This window comes from Thalassobellus sediminis (assembly GCF_044386045.1).
Taxonomy (GTDB): domain Bacteria; phylum Bacteroidota; class Bacteroidia; order Flavobacteriales; family Flavobacteriaceae; genus Thalassobellus; species Thalassobellus sediminis.
The window spans coordinates 320,818-346,423 of record NZ_JBISCD010000037.1 but is presented as its reverse complement, the minus strand read 5'-3'; the positions used below and the strand labels follow the sequence as shown (position 1 = coordinate 346,423).

The 25,606-nt window shown below is 29.6% G+C and carries 21 protein-coding genes; 6 read left to right on the top strand and 15 right to left on the bottom strand.

The genetic code is table 11. From position 1 onward, the window contains the following. Positions 1-258 precede the first annotated feature (258 nt). Positions 259-2,700 (top strand): helix-turn-helix domain-containing protein, encoded by a 2,442-nt coding sequence (locus ACH5TW_RS03310; RefSeq protein ID WP_439335064.1) that lies wholly within the window; start codon positions 259-261, stop codon positions 2,698-2,700. 183 nt (positions 2,701-2,883) lie between these two features. After that, positions 2,884-3,384, top strand: coding sequence for a hypothetical protein (locus ACH5TW_RS03305; RefSeq protein WP_439335063.1), 501 nt, complete (start codon positions 2,884-2,886; stop codon positions 3,382-3,384). Here the strand turns inward: ACH5TW_RS03305 and ACH5TW_RS03300 are convergent, their stop codons facing one another. Together ACH5TW_RS03300 and murQ are read right to left on the bottom strand one after the other, a co-directional pair. After that, a complete protein-coding gene (locus tag ACH5TW_RS03300) occupies positions 3,385-3,618 on the bottom strand; it encodes a DUF6095 family protein (protein WP_439335062.1) in 234 nt (77 codons plus the stop codon). Next, the gene (gene murQ, locus ACH5TW_RS03295) at positions 3,608-4,426 is read right to left on the bottom strand and encodes an N-acetylmuramic acid 6-phosphate etherase (protein ID WP_439335061.1); all 819 of its coding nucleotides are present in this window, start codon (positions 4,424-4,426) and stop codon (positions 3,608-3,610) included. The genes ACH5TW_RS03300 and murQ overlap by 11 nt, the downstream gene beginning before the upstream one ends. A 113-nt stretch (positions 4,427-4,539) precedes the next feature. Here murQ and ACH5TW_RS03290 point away from each other — a divergent pair, with 113 nt between their 5' ends. Genes ACH5TW_RS03290 through ACH5TW_RS03275 form a run of 4 tightly spaced genes read left to right on the top strand, consistent with a single transcriptional unit; the run spans position 4,540 to position 8,583 of the window. Next, positions 4,540-5,256 carry a DUF547 domain-containing protein gene (locus ACH5TW_RS03290; protein ID WP_439335060.1) on the top strand — a complete coding sequence of 239 codons (717 nt, stop codon included), beginning with the start codon at positions 4,540-4,542 and terminating at the stop codon, positions 5,254-5,256. A 16-nt stretch (positions 5,257-5,272) separates the two neighbouring features. Then, positions 5,273-6,205 (top strand): hypothetical protein, encoded by a 933-nt coding sequence (locus ACH5TW_RS03285; protein ID WP_439335059.1) that lies wholly within the window; start codon positions 5,273-5,275, stop codon positions 6,203-6,205. Between the two features lie 12 nt (positions 6,206-6,217). Continuing rightward, positions 6,218-7,480 (top strand): BamA/TamA family outer membrane protein, encoded by a 1,263-nt coding sequence (locus ACH5TW_RS03280; protein WP_439335058.1) that lies wholly within the window; start codon positions 6,218-6,220, stop codon positions 7,478-7,480. Between the two features lie 44 nt (positions 7,481-7,524). Further along, positions 7,525-8,583, top strand: coding sequence for a serine hydrolase domain-containing protein (locus tag ACH5TW_RS03275; protein ID WP_439335057.1), 1,059 nt, complete (start codon positions 7,525-7,527; stop codon positions 8,581-8,583). Between the two features lie 76 nt (positions 8,584-8,659). Here ACH5TW_RS03275 and ACH5TW_RS03270 read toward each other — a convergent pair whose 3' ends face one another. From ACH5TW_RS03270 to ACH5TW_RS03210, 13 genes are all read right to left on the bottom strand, one after another. Next, the gene (locus ACH5TW_RS03270) at positions 8,660-10,123 is read right to left on the bottom strand and encodes a TolC family protein (protein ID WP_439335056.1); all 1,464 of its coding nucleotides are present in this window, start codon (positions 10,121-10,123) and stop codon (positions 8,660-8,662) included. Positions 10,124-10,158: 35 nt separating this feature from the next. Next, entirely contained in the window at positions 10,159-11,517 is a 1,359-nt protein-coding gene (locus tag ACH5TW_RS03265; RefSeq protein ID WP_439335055.1) for an ABC transporter permease, read from the bottom strand. Between the two features lies 1 nt (position 11,518). Next, positions 11,519-12,763 carry an efflux RND transporter periplasmic adaptor subunit gene (locus ACH5TW_RS03260; RefSeq protein ID WP_439335054.1) on the bottom strand — a complete coding sequence of 415 codons (1,245 nt, stop codon included), beginning with the start codon at positions 12,761-12,763 and terminating at the stop codon, positions 11,519-11,521. A 137-nt stretch (positions 12,764-12,900) separates the two neighbouring features. Next, on the bottom strand, positions 12,901-13,710 hold the full coding sequence (locus ACH5TW_RS03255) for a DUF4249 family protein (protein WP_439335053.1): 810 nt from the start codon (positions 13,708-13,710) through the stop codon (positions 12,901-12,903). A 3-nt stretch (positions 13,711-13,713) separates the two neighbouring features. Continuing rightward, on the bottom strand, positions 13,714-16,089 hold the full coding sequence (locus ACH5TW_RS03250; protein ID WP_439335052.1) for a TonB-dependent receptor: 2,376 nt from the start codon (positions 16,087-16,089) through the stop codon (positions 13,714-13,716). A gap of 79 nt (positions 16,090-16,168) precedes the next feature. Further along, a complete protein-coding gene (locus ACH5TW_RS03245) occupies positions 16,169-18,379 on the bottom strand; it encodes an NADP-dependent isocitrate dehydrogenase (RefSeq protein WP_439335051.1) in 2,211 nt (736 codons plus the stop codon). An 863-nt stretch (positions 18,380-19,242) separates the two neighbouring features. Then, complete coding sequence (gene rplS / locus ACH5TW_RS03240) at positions 19,243-19,593, bottom strand: 50S ribosomal protein L19 (protein WP_439335050.1); 351 nt, start codon at positions 19,591-19,593, stop codon at positions 19,243-19,245. Positions 19,594-19,963: 370 nt separating this feature from the next. After that, positions 19,964-20,641, bottom strand: a complete 678-nt coding sequence (trmD, locus tag ACH5TW_RS03235; protein WP_439335049.1) for a tRNA (guanosine(37)-N1)-methyltransferase TrmD — start codon at positions 20,639-20,641, stop codon at positions 19,964-19,966. A 178-nt stretch (positions 20,642-20,819) separates the two neighbouring features. Then, positions 20,820-21,716, bottom strand: coding sequence for a tRNA (adenosine(37)-N6)-dimethylallyltransferase MiaA (gene miaA / locus ACH5TW_RS03230; protein WP_439335048.1), 897 nt, complete (start codon positions 21,714-21,716; stop codon positions 20,820-20,822). Continuing rightward, positions 21,709-22,539, bottom strand: a complete 831-nt coding sequence (locus tag ACH5TW_RS03225) for an ion transporter (RefSeq protein ID WP_439335047.1) — start codon at positions 22,537-22,539, stop codon at positions 21,709-21,711. Before ACH5TW_RS03225 ends, miaA begins: the two co-directional genes overlap by 8 nt. A 39-nt stretch (positions 22,540-22,578) precedes the next feature. Next, the gene (locus ACH5TW_RS03220; RefSeq protein ID WP_439335046.1) at positions 22,579-23,943 is read right to left on the bottom strand and encodes an exonuclease domain-containing protein; all 1,365 of its coding nucleotides are present in this window, start codon (positions 23,941-23,943) and stop codon (positions 22,579-22,581) included. Positions 23,944-23,968: 25 nt separating this feature from the next. Further along, on the bottom strand, positions 23,969-24,637 hold the full coding sequence (locus ACH5TW_RS03215) for a YggS family pyridoxal phosphate-dependent enzyme (protein WP_439335045.1): 669 nt from the start codon (positions 24,635-24,637) through the stop codon (positions 23,969-23,971). A 68-nt stretch (positions 24,638-24,705) separates the two neighbouring features. Next, on the bottom strand, positions 24,706-25,596 hold the full coding sequence (locus ACH5TW_RS03210) for a 3-hydroxybutyryl-CoA dehydrogenase (RefSeq protein ID WP_439335044.1): 891 nt from the start codon (positions 25,594-25,596) through the stop codon (positions 24,706-24,708). Positions 25,597-25,606 lie beyond the last annotated feature (10 nt).

Genomic DNA, 25,606 nt, shown 5'->3' with positions numbered 1-25,606 from the left:
TAAATCCTCATCATTTATTTGATGAGGATTTTTTTTGCTCTAATCTAAAATATAGTAGACATTAAACGACTCTTGAATTAATACGAACTCTAGCTGATACCTCCTGCGGGAGCGATAGTAGTGGTTAGCTTTTGTGAAACTGCCATATATGGTTTTACAAAACTAGTAACGTATAGCGCGTTTTTTATTTTTCTTAAAAACCCGCCCTAATAATTATTCATTTTATTATCTTCAATTTCTATTTTAAAAAGTTATTTAATGCCTGTAAATAAAGAACTGGAATTAGCCTGGGAGTTTGTAAATAATACAAATAGATCTGTTTTTTTAACAGGGAAAGCTGGTACTGGAAAGACAACATTTTTACATAAGCTAAAAATGAATAGCTTGAAACGTATGGTTGTTATTGCACCTACTGGTGTTGCGGCTATTAATGCGAAAGGAGTAACGATACACTCGTTTTTTCAGATGCCTTTTGGACCTATTTTACCTGATACCGATTTGAATGCTTCGAAAGGTTTTAATAGAAAATTCAGTAAGACTAAAATTAATATTATTAAGTCTATGGACTTATTAGTTATTGATGAAATTAGTATGGTTCGTGCCGATTTATTAGATGGTATTGATAAAACGTTACGTCGTTTTAGAGATAGAAATAAAGTGTTTGGTGGAGTACAATTATTAATGATTGGTGATTTACAACAATTATCGCCTGTTATTAGAGATAACGAATGGGAGTTATTAAAGCCATTTTATAAAAATGGATTCTTTTTTAGTAGTCATGCATATGAAATGTGCAATGCTTTGACTATAGAATTAAAACATATTTATAGACAGGAGAATCCTATATTTATTAAAATTCTAAATGAGATTAGAAATAATGAACTTACAGAATCTTCGGCAGAGGAATTAAATAAACGGTTTATTCCTGATTTTATTCCAGAACCAGATGCGGGGTTTATTTCGTTAACGACTCATAATAACAAAGCGGAAGCTACAAATAATATTGAGTTAGAAAAGTTAGAATCTAAAGCACATACTTATAAAGCAAAAGTTGAAGGGAAGTTTCCGGAATCTTCTTTTCCGAATAGTGAAGCGGTTACTTTGAAGGTTGGAGCACAGGTTATGTTTATAAAAAATGATAGCAGTCCTGATAAGCGTTATTATAATGGAAAAATAGGAAAGGTGATTCTTTTAGATCATGATGAAGTAGTGGTGCATTGTCCTGATGATGATTTTAATATTGTTACTACTCCTGAAGTTTGGGAGAATATTAATTATACTGTTGATGCTGAAACAAAGGCGATAACTGAAAATAAAATAGGATCGTTTACACAAATGCCATTGCGTTTAGCATGGTCTATTACTATTCATAAAAGTCAAGGGTTAACTTTTGAAAATGCTATAATCGACGCTCAAGGAGCTTTTGCACATGGACAAACGTATGTTGCACTAAGTAGATGTAAAACTTTAGAAGGTTTAGTTTTAAAAAGTAAAATTCATTCTAGCCAGATTATTAGTGATAGTCATGTTATATCATTTAATAAGAATGCTGAGGAAAATGAACCAGACGAACATATTTTAGTGGCTTCGCAGCAAGATTTTCAATTGGATTTAATATCTGATATTTTTAATTTTTATGGATTCTTATATCCTGTAAATAGGGTGCTAGATATTTATTACAAAAACAGAACAATCATTCAAGGTAATATTGAAGCTCCTTTATTAACTATTAAAGGTGCTGTAACTTCTTTTTTAAAAGTAAGCAATGGTTTTAATAGTCAGCTAAAGCAGCTTTTAGAACCAGATGTATTACCAGAATTTAGCGAAGCTATTAAAGAGCGATTTAAAAAGGCTATTCATTATTTTAAAATTGAAACAGAAGAAAAGATAGTAGCCTCATTAAAATTGTTAAGCTTTACTACAGATAATAAAACGATAGATTCTGATCTTATAAAAAACATAGATACTATTGAAGATTTACTAACTGCTAAGCTTTTATATTTTAACGGTTTAATAGAAGGCTATAATACTAAAACCTTTTTAGAATTGAGAACTAAAGCAGTGTTTTTAGCAAAAGATAAACCTAAAAAAGCTAGAAAAACGGTTATTGATGGTACAACAAATGTCGAGTTATTTGAAATATTGCGAGTGCTTAGAAACGAAATAGCTAATGAAAAGGATTTAATTCACTATCAGGTTTTCTCGCAAAAGGCATTATACGAAATGTGTGAAACCTTACCAGTAACCAACGAAGAACTTCTTTTAGTACATGGTATGGGAAAGGTACGAGTTGAAAAATATGGAAGTTTAATTTTAAAAGCGATAATAGATTTTTGTGAAGAAAATGATATTGAGGTTTCTAAACCTAATGATATGTTTGAAGATGTAAAGCCTAAAAGGAAGAAAGGTGAGACTAAAAAAATATCTTTAGAATTATTTAAATCGGGAAAATCTATAGAAGCTATTGCTAATGAGAGAGAATTAAACGAGAATACTATTTTTTGGCATTTAGCTAGTTTTATTATTTCTGGAGAAGTGAAAATAACCGATTTAATTTCTAAAGAACATTATCAAGAATTGAAGCAGGTTATACCAAAGAAAACTTTTGAGAATGTATCTGATTTAAAAAACCAGTTAGATGATAAATATTCTTATGGTGAGTTACGTTTAGTTCTCGAGGATTTAGCATTTTCAAATTAAATAAATTGATCTTATTTTTATGTAAGGATTCAATGCTTTTTAGACTAAAGTTTAATCATTTTTAAAATCAAATAATTTCGTTATTTTAGTGTGCATGAAACATCCATAACTAAATTTTGATGCTAAGGGAATGATTAAATGGAAGCTACATTTGACCATTGAAAAACAATAGATAAATAACACATGAATATTATAATTGGATCTTCGCTTAAAACTCTTAATAAAACAAAATCATTATTAGATAATTTAGATGATAATTTGTTGTGTAACGACTCAATATCTCCTTATAACTCAAGTATAGGAACTCATGTTAGACATATTTTAGATTTTTATGAATGTATTTTTAATATCAATTCAAAAAATCAAATTGATTTAACAGCTAGAAGTCGAAATAAAGATGTAGAATGTAAATGTTGTAGTGCTAGAGCTTATTTAGATACTATTATTGATAAACTTAGCAGTTCAAATTTAGATATGAATACTACAGTTGATGTTTTTGATGATTTGGGTTTAGGTAAAACTGAGATACAATATACTATGGGAGCATTATTTTCTCAAGCAAATAGCCATACTATACACCATTATGCCATCATTAATTATATTTTAGAAGGCTTAAAGATATCTTTTGACGATTGCGATTTTGGTTATAACCCTACCACACCAAAAGAGAGATTGTTAGGTTGATTATTTTTTGTTAAATATACTCTGCATTATAATTTGAATGCCTTTAAATATTAAGAAAACTGCCATAGCACATATTAAACAGGCTACAATTAATAAAGGGATGTAAAGCGAGTTTTCTTTATCAGAAAGGGCCATAGTCATTAAAGTTGGTCCCATGAAAAGGCTTAAAGCAGCAAATATTAAAAGTTTGATTCCTTTAAAAAGTAATACTTTATCTGTTTTTTTAGTTTCCATCGTTATAGTTTTTTATTGCTGAACGCACGTTTTTATATTTGTCTAATAAATTTTTAGCTTTTTCATGAGATATGTTAAGCTCTGCCATAATCATTTTAGTACCTCTATCAACTAATTTATTATTGCTTAATTGCATATCTACCATTTTATTTCCTTTAATGTGCCCTAGTTGAATCATAGTTGATGTGGTAATCATATTAAGAACTAGTTTTTGTGCGGTACCAGCTTTCATACGAGAACTACCAGTTACAAATTCTGGACCTACAATTACTTCTATAGGTAATTTGGCTGTTTGAGATAAAGGACTATTTTTATTGCAAGTAATACAGCCTGTAATAATATTGTTTTTGTTGCAGTTTTCTAATGCTGCAATAACATAAGGAGTCGTTCCTGATGCAGCTATTCCAACTACCACATCTTTTTTAGAAATGTGATATGCGCTTAAATCTTTCCAACCTTCGGTTAGTGAGTCTTCAGCAAATTCAACTGCTTTTCTAATAGCTATATCGCCTCCTGCAATTAAACCAATAACTAAATCGTGAGAAACGCCAAAGGTTGGTGGACATTCTGAGGCATCTAAAATACCTAAACGACCACTAGTTCCTGCGCCTATATAAAATAATCGACCACCTTCTTTTAGATTAGTTACGATGTTAGTAACCAGATTTTCTATTTGAGGAATGGCTTTTTCTACAGCTAAAGGAACTGTTTTATCTTCATTATTAATGTTACTTAATAATGAAGAAATATCCATTTTTTCTAAATGATTGTAGTTTGAATCTTGCTCAGTCGTTTTAGTAAAAGACATTACCTTGTGTTTTATATCTGTAAAGGTCTTAAAATAATTTGCAAATAAATAATTTAGTTAGGATATATGTAAGAATTGATTTTGGATTTCGACTTAATGTTAAAATAATTTGTATGAAATCATTTTTATTTACCACTATATTAATATTTTCATTAGGTGCTTATTCTCAAAATAGTAGTGATTTTTTTTACAAAGCTGATGTGTTTTTTTCATCATATGTTAGTACTGGTTTGGTGAATTATGAAGCTATTGAGAAAAAAACTGAAAGTTTAATTGAGTTAATAGCATTATCTAATTCTATTTCTTTTAAGGACTTAGATTCGAATACACAAAAAGCTTTTTGGATTAACTTATATAATATTATTACTATTAAAAGCGTAATTGAAAATTTACCTATTAAATCACCATTAGATGTTGTAGGCTTTTTTGATACAAAAAAGCATGAAGTCGTTCACGAAACACTAACTTTAAATGATATTGAAAACAATAAAATTAGGCGAAAATATGATGACCCCAGAATTCATTTTGTATTAGTGTGTGCTGGTTTAGGATGTCCTCCAATAATAAATAGTGCTTACTTGCCTAAGAATTTAGATTCTCAATTGGAAAAACAAACAAGGTTAGCTCTAAACAATCCAAAATTTATTCAATTAAATCATAAGAGAAAAAAAGTAGCTATTTCTGAAATTTTTAAATGGTATTTAAGTGATTTTGCATCTAAAGAATCTAAACTTATTGATTACATAAATATTTACAGAGAAGAAAAAATACCAACCGATTATAAGATTACATATTACACTTATGATTGGAGCTTAAATAAGGTTAAATAATAAATAGATGTTGAACATGAAAAAAATATTAAAAATTGCAATAATAACAATGCTTTTAAATTATAATTTTGCTTCATCTCAAGAGGAGAATAATCAACAAGACTTATCAACTGGTTCGGTAATTCAAACACTAACACCTTCTAAGCTAATTGGTAATGGACAGTATGATATTAAATGGTTTAATAATTTATATACACAAACTAAAATTGCTGATAACAATAGTACGGTAACTAAAGACCTAGAAAGAGAGACATTTTTCACATCGACTCTAGAAGTATATACAGGAGTTTCAAAAAATAAAAGAATAAATATTGGTGTTATACTTGAATTTAGAAGTAATGTAATAGGTAACAGAGATGCTCTAGATGTTTTTAAGTTTGATGGAGATACTAATTCAGCAAGAAGTGGGTTAACTTCTATTGCACCATCCATTAAATTTGTTCCTTTTAATAGTCTAAATAATTTTTCAATACAGAGTTCACTTGTCATCCCTTTAATTGATAATGAGTTTGAAAACAATGTTTTTTTTGATCAAAAAGGATTTACATGGCAAAATAGATTTTTTTATGATCATACTTTTGAAGGGAATCATTTTCAATTATTTACAGAGTTAAATTCTGAATTTAATTTTGGTAAAGAACTCGTATTTGGTACAAATGGTAATAGTATACAAGGGAGTTTTGCTAATAACAGTTTGAGATTAACTCCAGGAGTATTTTTTAGCTATTTTCCAAGTTCAAAATTTACAATTTTAGCTTTAGCACAGCATTCTCAGTTAATAGATTTAGGTAATAATTTTGAACAAAATTTCACAGCAGTAGGTGGTGGAACTAAATATCAATTAACTGATACTTTAAACATTGAGGCATTATATACCAATTTTATAAGAGGTAACGATACTGGTCTTGGGCAAACATTTAATTTAGGAGCTAGGTTAATACTTAATTAGTTACTTTTAGGTATGAGAAAAACAATATTTATATTGATAAGTCAATTTATATCATTGTTACTGTTTTCTCAGGAATCTTCAATTGCTTCACTAAATATTCGAGGGTTTAAGAAAACTAAAACAAGTTTTATAGAGAATGTAATTACTTCTCATGCTGGAGGTGTTTTAGATTCAGTACAGTTGGATAAAGATATTATTAGGTTGAAGCGGTTACCTTTAATATCTCATGCAAGTTACCAAGTGTTTTATTCACATAAAAATAGCTATAACGTATTTGTCAATATTGAGGAAAATTTCACTCTTATTCCTGTTGTGAATGTTTGGACCGCAACTAACCAGCAATTTGCTTATAAAATAGGCTTGTATGATTTTAATTTCTTAGGAAAAGGACTTGAATTTGGTGGGTTTTATCAAAATAATGGATATGACAGCTACAGTATTAACCTTAGAGCACCCTATCTATTTAGTAGCCAATGGGGTATTGCTATCAATCATCAAAATTGGAGTAGTGAGGAGCCGCTATATTTTAATGAAGGGAGCTCAAATTACTTATATAATAATAAGTCTTTTGAAGTATTAGGTTTATTTGAATATAATTTTAATCATAAATTCCAGTTTGGAGTAAATTTTTTTACTGAAAAGTACAAATATTTAACTGGATTAACATCTGATGATATTCCTATTAATTTTGAAATTGATAAAATATTATTCAAGCTTATATACGATTTAGATTATTTAGATTATAATTACCAATATGTAGATGGTTTTAGGAGCTTATTATACACTCAATTTGTTACAACTAATAATTCATTTCAGGATAAATTTTTTATTGCTTGGAATGATTTTTTCTATTATAAACAAGTTGGGAAGAAAGGTAATTGGGCAAACAGACTTAGATTTGGTTTGTCTTCAAATAATGATAGTCCATTTGCACCATTTTCAGTAGATAATAATTTAAATGTTAGAGGTGTTGGTAATATAATTGACAGAGGTACAGGTGTTATAGTTTTAAATACAGAGTACCGACATACGCTCATTCAAAAAGGCTGGTTTGCTATGCAAAGTAATATATTTGTTGATGCTGGTACATGGCGTAACCCTGGAGGTAGATTAAGTGATTTTACTAAATCACAAAATGTTAAAATATATCCTGGAATTGGATTACGATTTATCCATGCTAAAATATTTAATGCTGTTTTCAGGATTGATTATGGTTATGGTATAACCGAAAATGCCTCTAAAGGAATTGTATTTGGAATTGGTCAATATTTTTAGAGATGAAGGCGTTACATCAATCATTTTTAATTATAAGCTTTATTATGTTTTCATTTTTTAATCAGTTGTTTGCACAAAATACGTTTGGTGAGTTTAATAAAGCAGAGCGTATTGTTGAAAAAATAATACGTAGGCATAAAGTACCAGGATTAGCAATAACGGTTTCTAAAAACCAAGAAGTAGTTTGGTCTCAAGGTTTTGGCTATTCTGACTTAAAAAATAAGACGCCTGTTAATCCAAAAACTACAATTTTTAGAATTGGTAGTATATCTAAACCCATAGCGTCAATAGCATTATTAAATGCTGTTGAAGAAGGATTAATAATGCTTGATAGTTCTGTTTATAACTATGTTCCATATTTCCCTAAAAAAGAATATGATATTACTATAAGGCAATTAGGCGGACACTTGTCTGGTATTAGAAATTATAAGGGCAATGAGTTTAAAAATAATAAACCTTTAACTATACGAGAAGGTGTAAAACTGTTTGAGAATGATTCGCTTTTGTTTAAACCCGGAACTAATTATGCATATACAAGTTACAATTGGAATTTAATTTCATTAGCTATTCAAGAACAAGCTAAAATACCATTTGAAGAGTTTGTAGAAACACGTGTATTAACTCCTTTCCAAATGAAAAAAACGTTTTCCGATAAAAACGAAGCATTAGAGGGTAAAGCTGTTTTTTATAAAAAAGTAGGAAGAAAACGTTTTAAACCAGTTCGTGAAGTTAATAATTATTTCAAGTTAGCTTCAGGTGGTTATTTATCGACTTCAGAAGATATAAATATATTAGGTAATGCTCTGCTAAAAGGTTCTTTAGTTAATAAGAACCAATTAAAACCATTTATTATAGCTCAAAAAACAAAAAATAGTGTATCTAAATCTACATATTATGGACTTGGTTTTCAAGTAAGTTATGATTCTAGTGGAAGGTTTTATTTTGGCCATATAGGAAATGGTTTAGGAGGTTATGGTATTTTCTATGTTTATCCAGATCAAGAAGTCGTTATATCTATTTTAATAAATTGTTCAAATCCTAATATTGACAAAAAGTTTGATAAATTGATTGATACTATATTTGAATCAATAGAATTGAATTAATTATGTAAATAAATTGTTTTCTATAGATACTATTCTATTCTAATTTGAACTATTTTTATGAACTTATAATCAGTTTTTAATTATAAACAATATCTTCTGCTTCTATTTTTTTGTCATTTATAAAATCATAAAGTGTTAACTGCCTTAAAATATAATAGTCTATCCAGAATGCTTCTAAAGAATTTAAATAGTTTACAATAGCTTGGTCTTTCTTTTCTTGATTTCTATTTAAATCTGTTATAGTTGCCTTCCCTAAAACATATCTTTTTTTAGTTAGATCATAACTTTTTTCAGCTATTTCTTTTGCTTTTTGTGCTGTAACTAAAAAGTCTCTTTTGCTTGACCAATTTAAAACATGTAAATATATTTCTTGCTCAAACTCTTGCTTGTCTTGGTTAATATTATTATTTGTTAAGTCTAAATTTGCTTCGGCCATTTTACGTTCTGATTTTGAAACTCCCCAATCAAAAATAGGAATACCAAATCTTACAGATACGTATTGTTGTTTATTATAATTATTAAATAAGTTGTCGAAATCATTTCCAAATTGAGAAACTCCTAGATTAGCATTAAGATTCATTTCTAATCTGTTATTCCCTTTTGCTCTAGCTAAATTGTTTTCAGATTGGAGTCTTCTTCTTCTAAATTCAATAACAGTTTTTCTGTTTGATTGTGCTTCTTCAATAGCCTTATTAGCATCGACTTCAAAAAGAGCCAAATCTTCAGGTACTTCTAATTCAATATTTTCAGTATCTAAAACTAAATATCTCGCTATATTTTGAGACGTTCTCTTAAATTCAATAGAATTAGTTGTTACATTGTTTTTAGAATTTAAGAGTGATAATTCCATCTGTAACAATTCATTCTCAGCTATCTTACCCATTTTAAAACGTCCTTGAGAAATTTGGTATAGTGTGTCTTGATTTGATAAGTTTTGTTCTGCAATATTTAATTGCATCTGTGCTTTAAGTAAACTAAAATAACGACGACATGTATTTATTGAAATAGCTTCCATTTTTTCAACAAAATCTCGTTTTGATTCTTCATAAATTAAAGGTTCAATTTTTTTCTCCCATTTAAATCTATTGTAGAAAAGTGAGCTCTGATTATATCGAATTGAAAAGGGAACTACAGAATAGTTTGTAATATCATTATTCCCAAAAAGGTCTACTTTTTCTAGATTGGAAGATAACGATAATGTACCACCCGTTAATGATACGTTTTGAGATAATGATAATCCGCCTGCCAGTACTAATTGGTTTTGATTTACAAAAATATCTTGCCCTGCATCGTTAGGTTGACGCCTAATAGAATTGCTGAATTCAGGTAGAGTTGCGTCTAATCTAAGTTGTGGTAAAAAGCGTGCTTTGTAATTTTTATACCTCCAATAACTTTCTTGATTTGCGTTTAAATTTCTTTTATAATCAGGCGATTGTTTTTGAGCCATACTAATGGCTTGAGATAATGTTATTTTTTTTGATTGAGAAAAAATAATTGATGGTAAAATACCAAGTATGATAATAATAAATAGTTTTTTCATTTATTAATATGTTTTTGATTGATGATGTTAAATAATTATTCTGTTCTTAAAGCTTCTATAGGTCTTTTGTTTGCTGCTGCTTTTGCAGGAAAAATTCCAAAAATTAATCCAACAATGACTGCGATAAAAAACGAAATTAAAATAGAGTTTAAGGATAAAACTGTTTCTATCCCTGAAAATATTTCAATAATATAGGCTCCAATAATACCAACTATAATTCCAATGATACCTCCACCAACACTAATTAGTACAGATTCCGATAAAAATTGAAGGATAACGTCTTCTTCGGTGGCTCCAATAGCCCTGATTATGCCTATTTCTTTTGTTCTTTCTAATACAGAGGCTAACATAATATTCATAATGCCAATACCTCCAATAAGTAATGATATCCCAGCAATAATAATTAATACTATATTAAAAATTTGTTTTGTTTTTTGTTGTTGTTTTAAAAGTTGAATTGGAATTGTTATTTCAAAATCTAAAACATCATTATGTCTGCGTTTAAGCATTTTACTAACGACTTCAGCAGTAGCCTTTAATTCATTAGAATTTGAAACTTGAACTGTTAATTTGTCTATTTGGTGATAATTTCCCCTTGGAATGCTTTTTTTAGGACCATTTTGGTTACGATTACTTCTATTTACACCAACTTTGTCGCTAATTATTTTTCGATCTATATACCTTACTAAAAAAGTATTTAAAGGAATATAAATATCTTCATTGAGGTCTCTTATTCCTAAATTCTCTTGTGCCTTATCTGATATTAATTTTTCTTCAATGACACCAATCACTTGTAGCCAAACATCTTTTACTTTTATTTGTTTACCTATAGCGCTTTCACCTGTAAATAGTTTTTTTTCCACTTTTTTACCTACAATACATACAGGTAAAGCATTTTTAATTTGATATTGAGAAAAAGACTTACCCTTTTCTAAGTTTATGTTAGAAACTTCAAAAAATGCAGGAGAGATACCAATAAGTTTTATACTGTTTTGTTGTCCGTTATTGATAACGTATGAGTTTAAAATAATTTCTGGACTTGTTAGCTTTACACTAGGTATATATTTTTGCATATTTAATGCATCTAGAACATCAAGTCCTTTTGAAAAACGCTTTGATTCTGATTTATTATTTTCTTCTTCATTTTCATCCGTGTTTTCGTCTTTTTCATCAGGGATTGGAGTTATAACTATATTATTTACTCCAACAAGCTCTAATTGAGCTAATATTTCTTTTTCTGCACCATTTCCAATAGCTAGCATTGTAATAACAGAAGCTACACCAAAAATAATTCCTAAAGCCGTCAAAAAGGTTCTAACCTTATTAGTTTTAATAAACCAAAATGCTTCATTAAATGTAGATTTTAGTTTTTCTAAAAGTATTTTATCTATCATATTACTTCAATAGAGTTATACTTTTATCGTCTGTATCTTCGGGTTTATTTAAATAAACTACATCACCTTCTTTTAGTCCTTTTTCAATAATAATAACTTCATTGTTGGAAAGTCCTAATTCTACTTGCTTTTTTTCTATTGATAGTCCAGACTTTACATAAGCATAGCTAATCGAATCTTTAGAAAATATGGCTTCTAGAGGCATCATTAATACATCGTCTTCTTGTTTTGTAAGTATTTTGTTAGAAGTTGTCATGCCAGGTCTAATATTTTTATTAGTTCCATTAATTTTTATTAAAACCTGAAAAAGTTTAATGTCAGATCCTGCTTTGGTTTCTCCAACATTTGCAACGTCTGTTACAATACCATCCAACTCGATGTCTGGAAATGCATCAAATCCGACCTTAACTTTTAAATCTTTTTTTATTTTTCTAATATCAACTTCATTACTATAGGTTTTTGATTCCATTTTTGTTAAATCTGGTAGACTAGCTATGGCTGGTTCCCAAGGAGAAATAGTAGAACCTACTTTCTTTTTTGTACCATTCCATTCCTTAACATAAGTTACCATCCCTTCGTCTTCAGAATAAATAGTGAATTCTTTTTGTAGTTCTAATAACTCATCTATTCTTTTTCTAATTTTAGAAACTTCAGTGCCAACTTCAATCATTTTAGCATTGGCTTGTCGTTTTTTAATAGAATAATCTTCCTTTTTTTCATTTAAATCACGTTCAAACTTTTCTATTTTAATTTCAAGTTGCCTAATAACAGCAGGTGCTTCATATATAGATTGTTTTAATTCTAATTGATTTTCTTCAATGTTGAAAAGTAAATCTTTTATAGCGTTCCGTTCTTGTTTTAGAGTAAGTGTTGTATCAAGTTGTTGTTGTGTATATTTAGACTCCGCTTTGTCTAAGTTTAATTGGGCATCAAGAATTTTACCATTTAATTCAGACATGTCAAGCTTTCCAATATACCCTCCTTTTTTTACAACAGTTCCTTCTGGAACTAAATCTTGAATTTTTATATTATAAATACCAAATCGTCTTGCATTAGTAGGACCATTAATTTTTTTAGAGCTAGTAGACTGAGCTTCACCAGAAATAAAGACTTCGTTTAAAAATGTTCCTTTTGTAACTTTTGAAGTGAGTGAGGCGTTTTCGTCAGTTGAGCTGGTTAGGAATGAATAAGCAACAATAATTAAAACAATTGCACCTATTATATAGGCAATTTTTTTTTTTGTCATGTTTAGTTATTTTTTTGATTGATGAAGAATAAAATTACAAAAAAAACTCAGCTGTCAGATTTTTTTTAGTTAATATCTTCATAAATTATTCATTTATAACTAATTTAATGCACAAATATTATACCAATTATAAGAAATTACTTGATTATGTAGTTGAAAATAGAGACTTCGGAAGCTTTAAAATATCCTAAAGGATAGTTCTCAGGATTTGTTTGATTAATACAATTACCTCTTACAGTAGCGGGTTGTAATTCAAATGGGTCTCCAGATTCATCATCTGTTTGTTGAAGTAAAAGATTCATGAACTCATAAAACTGCTTTGAAATACCATAATTTTTGATAATGAGTTCATCACCTGTAGTTAAGTCTTCATCTGAATAAAAAGCGAAAATTTGATTACCATCGGTAAATTCGTCATCATAAACTTCAAGGCTTTTTGTAATATTGTTAGCAAATTCAAATAGATAATAGTTTTCTATTCCTTCAGGATCTGTATAATATGTTTTTATTTCAATCTCTTCTCCTGAAAATCCTCCTTCATTTTTTTGTTCTACATATTCAATAGGACTTACTGGTACTAATTTTTCTGTAGCAGTGTACGTTTCATTATTGTAAATAATGGTTAGGTTATAAATGCCATCAATCACGGGGATAAAAGAATTGTTTATGTATAAACCAGTATTTTCTTCTTCAACAAAATTAAAAGTATTGTTATTTAAATCTGTGACTATAACGGTGGCACCATTTGCAGGAGGAACCGCTCTATCGAAGAAAGGAGCGCTCAATGTTAGTTTTATATATTGATTATTTCCTTGAGAACCTTTTAGCCAATTTAACGATCCATCTATTACTAATCTTGGTTCAGTAGATTTTAAGTCAACTTCAATAACGTCTTCACAAGACACAAATTGAAGACTTATTATTAATATATAGAATATCTTTCTCATTAGTTAAAGCTTAAAATTATAAGATACTGATGGAACAATGCCAAAAATAGATAGACGAGTAGCTTCATTTATTCCAGTTTCATAGTTTCTGCCAAAATTTATAGAACTAGCGTTTTTACGATTATATACATTATAAACCCCAAACACCCAGTAACTTTGCCAGCCTCTTTTTTTATTTGGTTTTGGTGTATATGTTGCAGAAAGATCTAACCGACTAAATGATGTTAATCTATCGGAATTTCTATTATTAAAATTTGGAATAATAATGCCATTGAATTGATATTGGCCATTGGGAAATGTAGCAGGCTGTCCGGTTTGATATAAAAAATTAGAGTTTAATTTCCATTTATTATTTAATTCGTAACTGCCAGTTAAAGATATATCATGTGTTTTGTCATATGGTGTTTTATACCAATTACCATTGTTAATACCAATTTCGTTTGGAGTTCTTCCTTTTGTTTGTTGTTCAGATTTCGATAGGGTATAAGCTAACCACCCTTTAAATCTACCTTCGTTTTTTCTCAATAAAAACTCTAAACCATAAGCCCGTGCTTTACCATTTAAAATAACTTGCTCTATGGCATTATTAGCTACTAAATTGGCTCCATCTATATAATCAATTCTATTTTTTATGGTTTTATAAAAGCTTTCTATTTCTAAAGAAAATCGGTTGTCATTAAAATTTTTAAAGTAGCCAATAGCAAATTGATCTAATAATTGTGGCTTTATATATTTACCGCTAGGTGTCCAAACATCTAAAGGTGTTGGAGAATTTGTGTTAGATAATAAATGTAAATACTGACTCATTCTATTATAGCTTGTTTTAATAGAACTTGTTGTATTTAGTTGGTATGCCAATGAAGCTCTTGGTTCTATATTGAAAAAACTTGCAATAATATTACTTCGTTTAAAGGTTTCAGTTGCCGTAGGAACCGCTTTTTCATATATTTTAAAATCGTTATTAAAAATAACAGCTTCATTATTTTCATAAACATTAAGCTCGTCTTGACCTAAACGATGAAAAGAGCTAAATCGTAAACCGTATGATAATGCTAGTTTATCTGAGATGTTATGTTCGGCATCAAGATATAATGCATTTTCAAAGGCATATTTATCTATGAGTTTGAGAGGATTAATTCCTGAGGATTCTACAGTTGGTTTTATATCACCAGGATTAAATTTATAATAAATACTGTTTAATCCATATTGAAGTTTAAATTTATCGGCTATATAATGTTTGAAATCATACTTTAAGTTGAAATTTTGAATACCTGAAACCCAATCAAATTCCACAAAATTTAATTTTAAATCGTAGTCGTAATCCGAATAAATAAAAGAAAGGTTAGAAAATAATTTATCTGAAAAAAGATGATTCCATCTAAAATTTAAAACAGAATTACCGTAGGTGTTTTCAAATGTATCTTGAATTCTAAAAACATCTCTACCAAAATATCCAGACAGATAAATATTATTTCTATTGTTTATTTTGTAGCTTAATTTTGTGTTTAAATCATAAAAGTATGCAATGTTGTTATTATCAAAAAGAGGTAAAAATAAATGCGCATAGCTAGATCTTCCTCCAATAAGAAAGGATCCTTTTTCTTTTTTGATGGGACCTTCGACAAGTAATCTGCTAGAAACAATACCTATGCCACCATTCATATGAAACTCTTTGCTATTCCCTTCTTTTTGGTAGATATCTAAAACAGATGAGACACGTCCACCATAGCGAGCCGGAATACCACCTTTATATAGTTTAAGATCTTTTATGGCATCTGGATTAAATACAGAAAAGAATCCGAATAAATGTGATGAGTTATAAATAATAGCTTCATCTAAAAGAATTAAATTTTGATCTGCAGCACCACCTCTAACATTAAATCCAGAAGCACCTTCACCAGCGCTAGTAACACCAGGTAGTAGGGTAATTGCTTTTATAATATCTGATTCTCCAAGTACTACAGGTATTTCTTTAATAGTACTTGAATTAAGTTTGTTCACACTCATTTGAGGTGCTTTTATATTTAGCTTTTCAATGTTACCGGTAATGATAACTTCATCTAAATTTTCAGCAGAATCAAATAAGGAAAAATTTTTAGTGATATCTTCTGAAAGTACAAGTGTTTCTGAAATAGAAGTATAACCTAAATAGCGAATTACAATATTGTATGTGCCTTTAGGTAGTGTTATAGAAAAAAAACCATATTCATTAGTAGTAGTTCCTGTGGATAATTCAGGAAAAACAATATTAACCCCAATGAGAGATTCATTGCTTTTTTGTTCTAAAATAGTTCCGCTGAGTGTAAATTTTTCTTGAGCGTTTAACACTAAAACATTAAAAAACAGCGCGACAATAAAGCACGAAATAATTTTATACATTCTTTAAAATAGCTTTTTGTATAAAAATATAAAAAAAGCCCCAAAAAAGGGGCTTTTTAAAAGAGTGTTTATGTTTTATTTAGTTAAGTATACTATTAAATGTTTTACTTGGTCGCATAACTTGATTTATTAAATCTTCATTAGGCTCATAATAACCTCCTATATCAGTTGCTTTACCTTGTATTTCGGCTAACTCATTTATAATAGCAGTTTCGTTTTCTATTAATTTTTCTGCTATAGGAGTAAACTCTGCTTTTAAACTAGCATCTTTTGTTTGATTAGCTAATTCTTGAGCCCAATACATGGCTAAGTAAAAATGACTTCCTCTATTATCTAATTCTCCAGCTTTTCTTGAAGGACCTTTTCTATTTTCTAATAATTTGTCAGTAGCATCATCTAATGTTTCACCTAAAATTTTAGCTTTAGGATTGTTGTTTACATCACTAAAATGTACTAATGAAACCGCTAATGCTAAAAATTCACCTAAAGAATCCCAACGTAAATGATTTTCTTCTAATAATTGTTGCACATGTTTAGGAGCAGATCCACCAGCACCAGTTTCAAATAAACCACCACCATTCATTAAAGGAACAATAGATAACATTTTTGCACTAGTTCCAACTTCTAAAATTGGGAATAAATCTGTTAAATAATCACGTAATACATTTCCTGAAACCGAAATAGTATCTTTACCATCCTTTAACCTTTCGCAAGTAAATAGCGTTGCATCAATAGGCGATAAGATTCTTAAATCTAATCCAGAAGTATCATGATCTTTTAAATATGTGCTTACTTTTTTAATTAACTCGGCATCATGCGCTCTATTTTCATCTAACCAGAAAACAGCAGGCGTTTGAGAAGCTCTTGCACGTGTAACAGCAAGTTTTACCCAGTCTTGAATAGGAGCATCTTTTACTTGACACATTCTCCAAATATCTCCAACTTCAATCGTATGTTCTAATAATGTATTGCCAGACGCATCAATAACACTAACAGTTCCGTTAGAAGCTATTTCAAATGTTTTATCATGAGAACCATATTCTTCAGCTTTTTGAGCCATGAGTCCAACATTTGGAACTGTTCCCATAGTTGTAGGATCAAAAGCACCATTCTTTTTACAGAAATCTATAGTTGCAGAGTAAATTCCAGCATAACTACTATCTGGAATAATTGCTTTAGTATCTTGTAATTTACCTTCAGCATTCCACATTTGCCCAGAAGTACGAATCATTGCTGGCATAGAAGCATCAATAATAACATCACTAGGTACATGTAAGTTGGTAATACCTTTATCGCTATTTACCATAGCAACTTCAGGTCCGTTTTTAAATGCAGCATCAATGTCTGCTTGTATTTCGTTGCGTTTAGCTTCTGGTAATTCTTTAATCTTTTCAACTAAATTTCCAAAACCATTATTAACATCGACACCAATTTCATTTAGTATTTCAGCATGTTTTGCAAATACGTTTTTAAAAAACACTTTAACAGCATGACCAAATATAATAGGGTCGCTCACTTTCATCATAGTTGCTTTCATGTGTAATGAAAGCAATACATTATTTGCTTTAGCGTCTTCTATTTGTGTTTCAAAAAAGTTTATTAAAGCTTTTTTATTTAATACGGTAGCATCAATTATTTCGCCTTTTAATAAAGCTAAAGAATCTTTTAATACAGTGGTAGTTCCATTACTGTCTGTATGAACAATTTTTATACTAGTGGCATCACTTATGGTTACAGATTTTTCATTACTAGCAAAATCATTAGCACCCATAGTGGCAACATGCGTTTTAGAATCATTACTCCAAGCACCCATTGAGTGTGGATTGTTTTTAGCATAATTCTTAACTGCTTTTGGAGCACGTCTATCTGAGTTTCCTTCACGTAACACAGGGTTTACAGCACTTCCTTTAATTTTGTTGTAACGTGCTTTAATCTCTTTTTCTTCAGCCGTATTAGGCTCATCTGGGTAATTAGGAATACCAAAACCTTGCGATTGTAATTCTTTTATAGCTGCTTTTAATTGAGGAACAGAAGCACTAATATTTGGTAGTTTTACAATATTAGCTTCAGGTTTTTTTGCTAATTCACCAAGAAAAGCTAAATCATCAGAAACTCTTTGATCTTCATTTAAAAAATCAGGAAAAACTGCTAAAATTCTTGCTGCTAAAGAAATATCTTTAGTTTCTATATTAACACCAGAAGACTTTACAAAAGCTTTAACTATGGGTAAAAAAGAACGGGTTGCTAAAGCAGGAGCTTCATCGGTTTTTGTATAAATAATTTTAGACATTACTATGAAATTTTATGTAAATAGTTTAACTGTTTTAGTCGAAAAAAATGTACGATATCGTTTTCGCGATGCGAATATACAAAAATTGATATTTAAAGATGTTTAAAAATTGCGCGAACCACATAAGAATCACTAAGTTTTAATAGAATTATAAAAAAGGGAGACACGAATAAGAATTTGGTAATAAAAAGCTAAAGAAGCTAAAAAAACAAAAGCCATATCACTGCAGAACTTAATCTCCTTTGATATGGCTTTCTATGTAATAACATAACATGATCTATTTTAATATTGCTATTAAAAGGCGTTTAAATATTCATCAAACGGTTTCAATTCAAGTGCTATTATTACAAGTGAAACATTTTTGTTGTAATTTTCAAAATGTATTGACCTATTACTAAAATGTTTCAGATAATCGTTTTTCTTGATGCTATTAAACTTGCTCTTCACTTTCGCGTTAAGTTTGCTTTAAGCATTGCTTTCATTGCAACAATTACTTTCGTTTTTGTTGCTTTTTAAGCTTTCAATTACACCAGTTGCCAACTACTTGCGTATTTAGGACTTTTTGTAATATCATGGTTTTTCATTATTCACGTATACACATGTTAACTAAAAACCTCAAAAAACAATTTTATAAAGAACGTTACCTTATTTAGAAAATAATATAAATTCATTGTTGCTATGAAACCAACTAAGAGCTGTTATTATTTCTTTTTACTAAAGTATAACCTAAATTCAAAAAAACAAACTTTTTAAGCAGTTAGATATCAACTACTTATAAACCGTAGTTATTAACAATAGTTAATAAAAAAAGCCTTGATATATAATCAAGGCTTTTTAATCGCTGCTTATGCAGTTGTACTATATTAACGTCTACGCTCAGTAATTCTGGCTTTTTTACCAGTAAGACCTCTAAAGTAGAAGATACGAGCTCTACGTACTTTACCACGTTTGTTAACTTCAATTTTTTGTAATGCAGGTAAGTTTACTGGGAAGATACGCTCAACTCCAATAGAACCAGACATTTTTCTAATTGTAAAAGTTTCTGATGAACCAGATCCTCTTCTTTGTATTACTACGCCTCTAAAAAACTGAGTACGTGTTTTGTTTCCCTCTTTAATTTCGTAGAAAACAGTAATTGTGTCACCAGCTGCAAATTCTGGTAATTCTTTTCTTGTTACAAATTCGTCTTGAACAAATTTTACTAAAGATTCCATATCTTTAAATTTAATTATAATTAATCCAGAACAACATACACGATTCTCGCCAGAGGTTAACCCGAAATTGGCTGCAAATATAGTTAATAATTAATAATTTACAATTAATAATAATCTTTTTTAGGGTGTTCCTTTTTGCTTCATGTTTGTTGTTTAAAATCAGGATGTTATAAGGCAAAAAGTCAGGATATCCACTATACCTTTCTGCTAAGCAGTCCCGAGCTTGTTTCAATATTTCATTATTAAATAGCTTTTAGTATATAATGTGAGGTTAAAAATGTAAAACTTCGCATAAAGGATGCCGTTTTTATCCTTAACACAATTTAATACACATTATAAAAAGCAGATATTAGTTTAATAATTAGCTAAATTAATCATCTAACAAATCAGGGCGACGTTCTTTAGTTCTTAAATACGCTTGTTCTTCACGCCACTTTTCAATTTTACCAAAGTTACCTCCAAACAATAACTCAGGCACCTTCATTCCTTTGTATTCTCTTGGTTTTGTGTAAATAGGTGGTGCTAACAGTCCATCTTGAAACGAATCGGTTAGAGCAGAGGTTTCATTTCCTAAAACCCCAGGTATTAATCTTATTATAGCATCGCAAAGTACAGCTGCACCTAACTCGCCACCAGATAATACATAATCGCCAATAGATATTTCGCGTGTAATTAAAAGATCTCTAACACGCTGGTCTACACCTTTATAATGTCCGCAAAGAATAATAATATTTTCTTTTAATGATAAATGGTTAGCAATACCTTGTTTTAAGGTTTCGCCATCGGGTGTCATATATATGACCTCGTCATAATCGCGTTCTGCCTTTAAAGTCGAAATACATTTATCTATAGGTTCTATCATCATAACCATACCAGCGCCACCACCAAACTGTGTATCATCGATAGATTTATAATTATCGGTCGTGTAATCTCTTAAATTATGAAAATGAACTTCTACCAAACCAGCATCAATAGCACGTTTTAAAATAGACGCATCAAACGGACTTTTAAGTAATTCTGGTAAAACAGTTATAATATCTATGCGCATGATAAATTTTTATGTTTTGCAAAGATAATTTAATTGTTGGTTATTTTGATGCGTGTTTTTGAGAAGGTCAGACGTATATATGAAATCGTTTTAATATTTCATATAATACGTTAAATAAATATAGCTAAAATTTTTTTACAAAGTCAAGTTGGAGGTTTATATAAATAAAGAGATTCCTTTAAATATTTAACTGTTTTATTATTGCTTTTAAATCGGTTTCATAATCAAACCAAAGTGTTTGCTCATTCCTTCTAAACCAAGTAAGCTGTCGTTTTGCAAAACGTCTAGTGTTTTTTTTAATTTCAGAAATAGCAAAGTCAAGTGTCCATTCATCATTTAAAAAGTTGAATAATTCTTTATAACCAACGGTGTTTAAGGCGTTTAAATGGTTATATTCAATCAAGCTTTTTGCTTCATCTAGTTGTCCTGCTTGCATCATTAAATCAACACGTTTATTAATACGGTTGTAAATAGTTTCTCTTTCGGCAGTAAGCCCAATTGTTATCGTTTTGAAGTTTCGTTTTTCCTTTCCTTTATTTAAAAATGATGAATAGGGTTTTCCTGAACCAATACAAATTTCTAAAGCGCGAATAACACGTTTTGGATTATCGATAGCAATCGTATTGTATGATGTAATGTCGAGCTCTTTTAGTTGATTTTGTAAATAAGGAAGTCCTTTACTAATTAAATTATTATTTAAATTCTCGCGAATACTTACGTCTACTTTAGGGAAGTTGTCTAATCCATTAGTTACAGCATCAACATAGAGACCAGATCCGCCAACCATAATAACAATATCGTGGTTTTTAAAAAGGGTGTCTAGACATTTAAGAGCATCTTTTTCAAAAGCACCTACATTATATTCATCGTGTATAGATTTATGATGAATAAAATGATGTTTAGCTGCTGCTAATTCTTCTGAGGTAGGCGCTGCAGTACCAATTTGCATCTCTTTGAAAAATTGCCGTGAGTCTGCCGAAATTATTTCAGTATTAAAATAATTAGCAAGTTTAATACTTAGTGCTGTTTTTCCAATAGCAGTAGGCCCAACTATAGAAATTAGAATTTTACTCATGATTTAATTTATGTCCACAATGATCGCAAAAAGCGGCATCATCTTTATGGTTTTCAGATGCGCAATTTTGGCAAGCTTGAGTATTAGTTTCTGGTTTTTCAGAATCTAATTTAGTGAATTCTGAAGTTACAATTCCCGTTGGTACAGCAATGATACCGTATCCTAAAATCATAACAATAGAAGCAATGAATTGCCCTAAAGGAGTTTGAGGAGCAATGTCTCCATAACCCACTGTAGTTAGTGTAACAATACACCAATAAACACTTTTAGGTATATTTGTAAAGCCATTTTCTTCACCTTCAATTAAATACATTATAGTGCCTAAAATGACAGATATAATAACAACAGCAAATAGAAAAACTGAAATTTTTACACGACTTGCTTTTATGGCAGCTACTAAGTTATTTGAAGCTCCTAAATAACGTGCTAGTTTTAAAATTCTGAAAACGCGAAGTAATCGTAAAGCTCTTAAAGCAGCAAGGGCATGTAAACCTCCAACAAGTAATGAGATGTATTTAGGGATAGTTGATAGGAAATCTATGACACCATAAAAACTAAAAATATATTTTAAAGGTTTTTTTACTGTAATAATTCTAGCAATATATTCTATTGAGAAAAGTATGGTTATAACCCATTCTGAAATATTAAGGATGTCGTGATACTTATTATCAATACTTTCAACACTTTCGAGCATAACAAGAAAAATACTTGCAAGTATTGTAATAAGCAATACCACATCAAATAATTTACCTATAGGAGTATCTGCTTCATAGATTATTTCATGAAGTTTTCGTTTCCAACCTTTATTTTGAAGCTTGTTCATAATATTCAAAAATACTAAAAGAAAACCTTTAAGTATGGTTTAGCCAAGTGTAATAATTTTTAAACATTTGTTTTTTCTTAAATAATTTTGAATAATATGTTGAGCATCTCTATTATTTTCCATTGGGGTGATAATAGATTCTAACACTTCAATATTATTAATTTGATAATTTAAATTAAAAAAACCTAAGCCTTTAAAAATCCCATTTTCAATAAATATGGCACTATGCTCATCAATGGCTCGACCTTTATCAACAATGACCATGTTTTTATTAGCATAACTGTTTTTTTCAATAAGTGCTTCTACACGATTGTTATACAGTTGCACAGGTTCTTTATTTATGCAAGCGCCTTCGCATGTTTTTATATCGTAATTAAAACAACTGGTTTTGGTTTTATATAAACCGGTAAGTTTTTGACATAAATTATAATCTTCAACAGCTTTTGTAATAAAACTTTTTCCGCTTTGTCTATTAGTAAAAGTTGTTATTGGTTTTTTGCGTCCGTCTGCTATATCAATTTTAAGGTTTATATAATCGTTTTCATCTTTAAAACTATATAATGCATGCGTAAATGTATTACGACGTAAGGCTCTATTAAATATTGGTTTTATACGTTTTATTTCTTCACTTTCTTTTAAAAAAGCTACTAATTCACTTCCTGTAGTATCATAACTAACCGAATGCACTAAGGCCTGTATTTTTTTTGATTTCCGATTGGTGTTCGTAAAGTGCTGATTGATACGTTTTTTTATATTATTACTTTTCCCAATGTATATAATATCACCATTTTCTTTATGAATATAATAAACGCCAGTAACCGCAGGAAGCTCTTCAAGAATATTAAGATGTCTACTTTCTAATTGATGCTTAGGGTTTAGCTTAATAGATTCTTTAATAATGTTTTTGCTAGTATCTTTGTCTAGCAGTATTTTAAATAATTTTACTGTCGCTAATGCATCACCAGAAGCGCGATGTCTATCGGTAACAGGAATACCAAGTGAACGGACTAATTTTCCTAAACTATAAGATGTTTGGTCTGGAATTAAATCTTTTGCTAATTCTACTGAGCAAAGCGATGGGCGTTCATAATCAAACCCCAAACGTCTAAATTCTGTACATAATATGCGGTAATCAAATTGCGCATTGTGAGCTACTAAAATACAGTCTTTGGTAATTTCTACAATACGTTTTGCAACTTCGTAAAATTTAGGGGCATTTTTAAGCATATTACTGTTTATGCCTGTAAGGTTAACTACAAAAGGTTGAATGTCTCGTTCGGGGTTTACTAAACTTATAAACTGATCGACAACTTCATGGCCGTCGAATTTATAAATGGCTATTTCAGTAATACCTTCTTCATTAAATTTACCTCCTGTGGTTTCTATATCTAGTATTGCGTACAAAAAATATTTATGCGTTTATTTGTTTTTAATTGTAATTTCTCACACCAAAGATACTACTTCCAACTCGAACCATAGTACTACCACAATCAATTGCTAGTTGATAATCGCCACTCATACCCATTGAAATAGTTTGCAGTTTGTAGTTTGCAGTTTTCAATTGTTTTAAATCGTTAAAAGTAGATTTTAAAAGATTGAATTCATTTTTTACTTGATTTTCATTATCAGTAAAAGTAGCCATTCCCATGAGTCCAATAATTCTAATATTTTTTAATGCTGAAAATTCTTTAGATTGTAATATTTCTGAAACTTGAGAATGAGTCATTCCAAATTTAGAATCTTCTGAAGCAATTTTTATTTGAAACAAACAATCAATAATTCTATCATGTTTTTTGGCTTGTTTATTTATTTCTTTTAGCAATTTAAAGTTGTCAACACCATGAATTAAACTCACAAATGGCGCCATGTATTTTACCTTATTGCTTTGTACATGACCAATCATATGCCATTCAATATCTTTTGGCATAACCTCATATTTTTCTGTTATTTCCTGAATTTTATTTTCACCAAAAATGCGTTGTCCAGCATTATAGGCTTCCATTAAATCAGACACAGGTTTTGTTTTAGAAACAGCAACAAGCGTAACGTGTTCTGGTAATTTAGATTTTATGTGGTTGAGTTTTTTTTGAATTGACATTTTAGTTTGTAAAATTATTTATTATTAAGTTGATTTATCTAAACGACTTAACAAATAAACGAATGAACTTATTTTAAAAATTGTTTCGCTACAGTTTCAGCTTTTCTACTTTCAGAGTAATCGTAAAAACCTTCCCCAGATTTTACACCTAATTTACCTGCATTAACCATGTTAACTAATAGTGGACAAGGTGCATATTTAGGGTTTTTAAAACCGTTGTACATTACATTAAGTATAGATAAGCAAACATCTAACCCAATAAAATCGGCTAACTGTAATGGTCCCATAGGGTGTGCCATACCAAGTTTCATAACTGTATCTATTTCGTGTACGCCAGCAACACCATTGTATAAGGTTTCAATAGATTCGTTAAGCATAGGCATTAAAATTCTATTGGCAACAAATCCTGGATAATCATTAACTTCAACAGGTTCTTTATCTAGTGTTTTAGATAAATCCATGATGGTTTTTGTAACGTCATCACTAGTATTGTATCCTCGAATAATTTCAACCAGTTTCATAATAGGAACTGGATTCATAAAATGCATACCAATTACTTTATCTGGTCTTGAGGTTACTGCTGCAATTTGTGTAATAGAAATTGAAGATGTGTTTGTAGCAAGTATGGTGTTTTCATTACAAACTTCATCTAATTGTTTAAAAATATTGAGTTTTAAATCTATATTTTCTGTGGCTGCTTCAACTACTAATTCAACAGATTTAACACCTTTTTCTATAGATGTATAACTTGTAATATTAGAAAGTGTTTTTGCTTTTTCATATTCTGTGATTTTCTCTTTAGCAAGCATTCTATCTAAATTTTTAGAAATGGTTGCTATGCCTTTTTTTAATGAAGCTTCACTAATATCAATCAGGTTTACTTTAAAACCAGTTTGGGCAAAGGTATGTGCAATACCATTTCCCATGGTTCCTGCACCTATTACAGCTATGTTTTTCATTAAATTAATT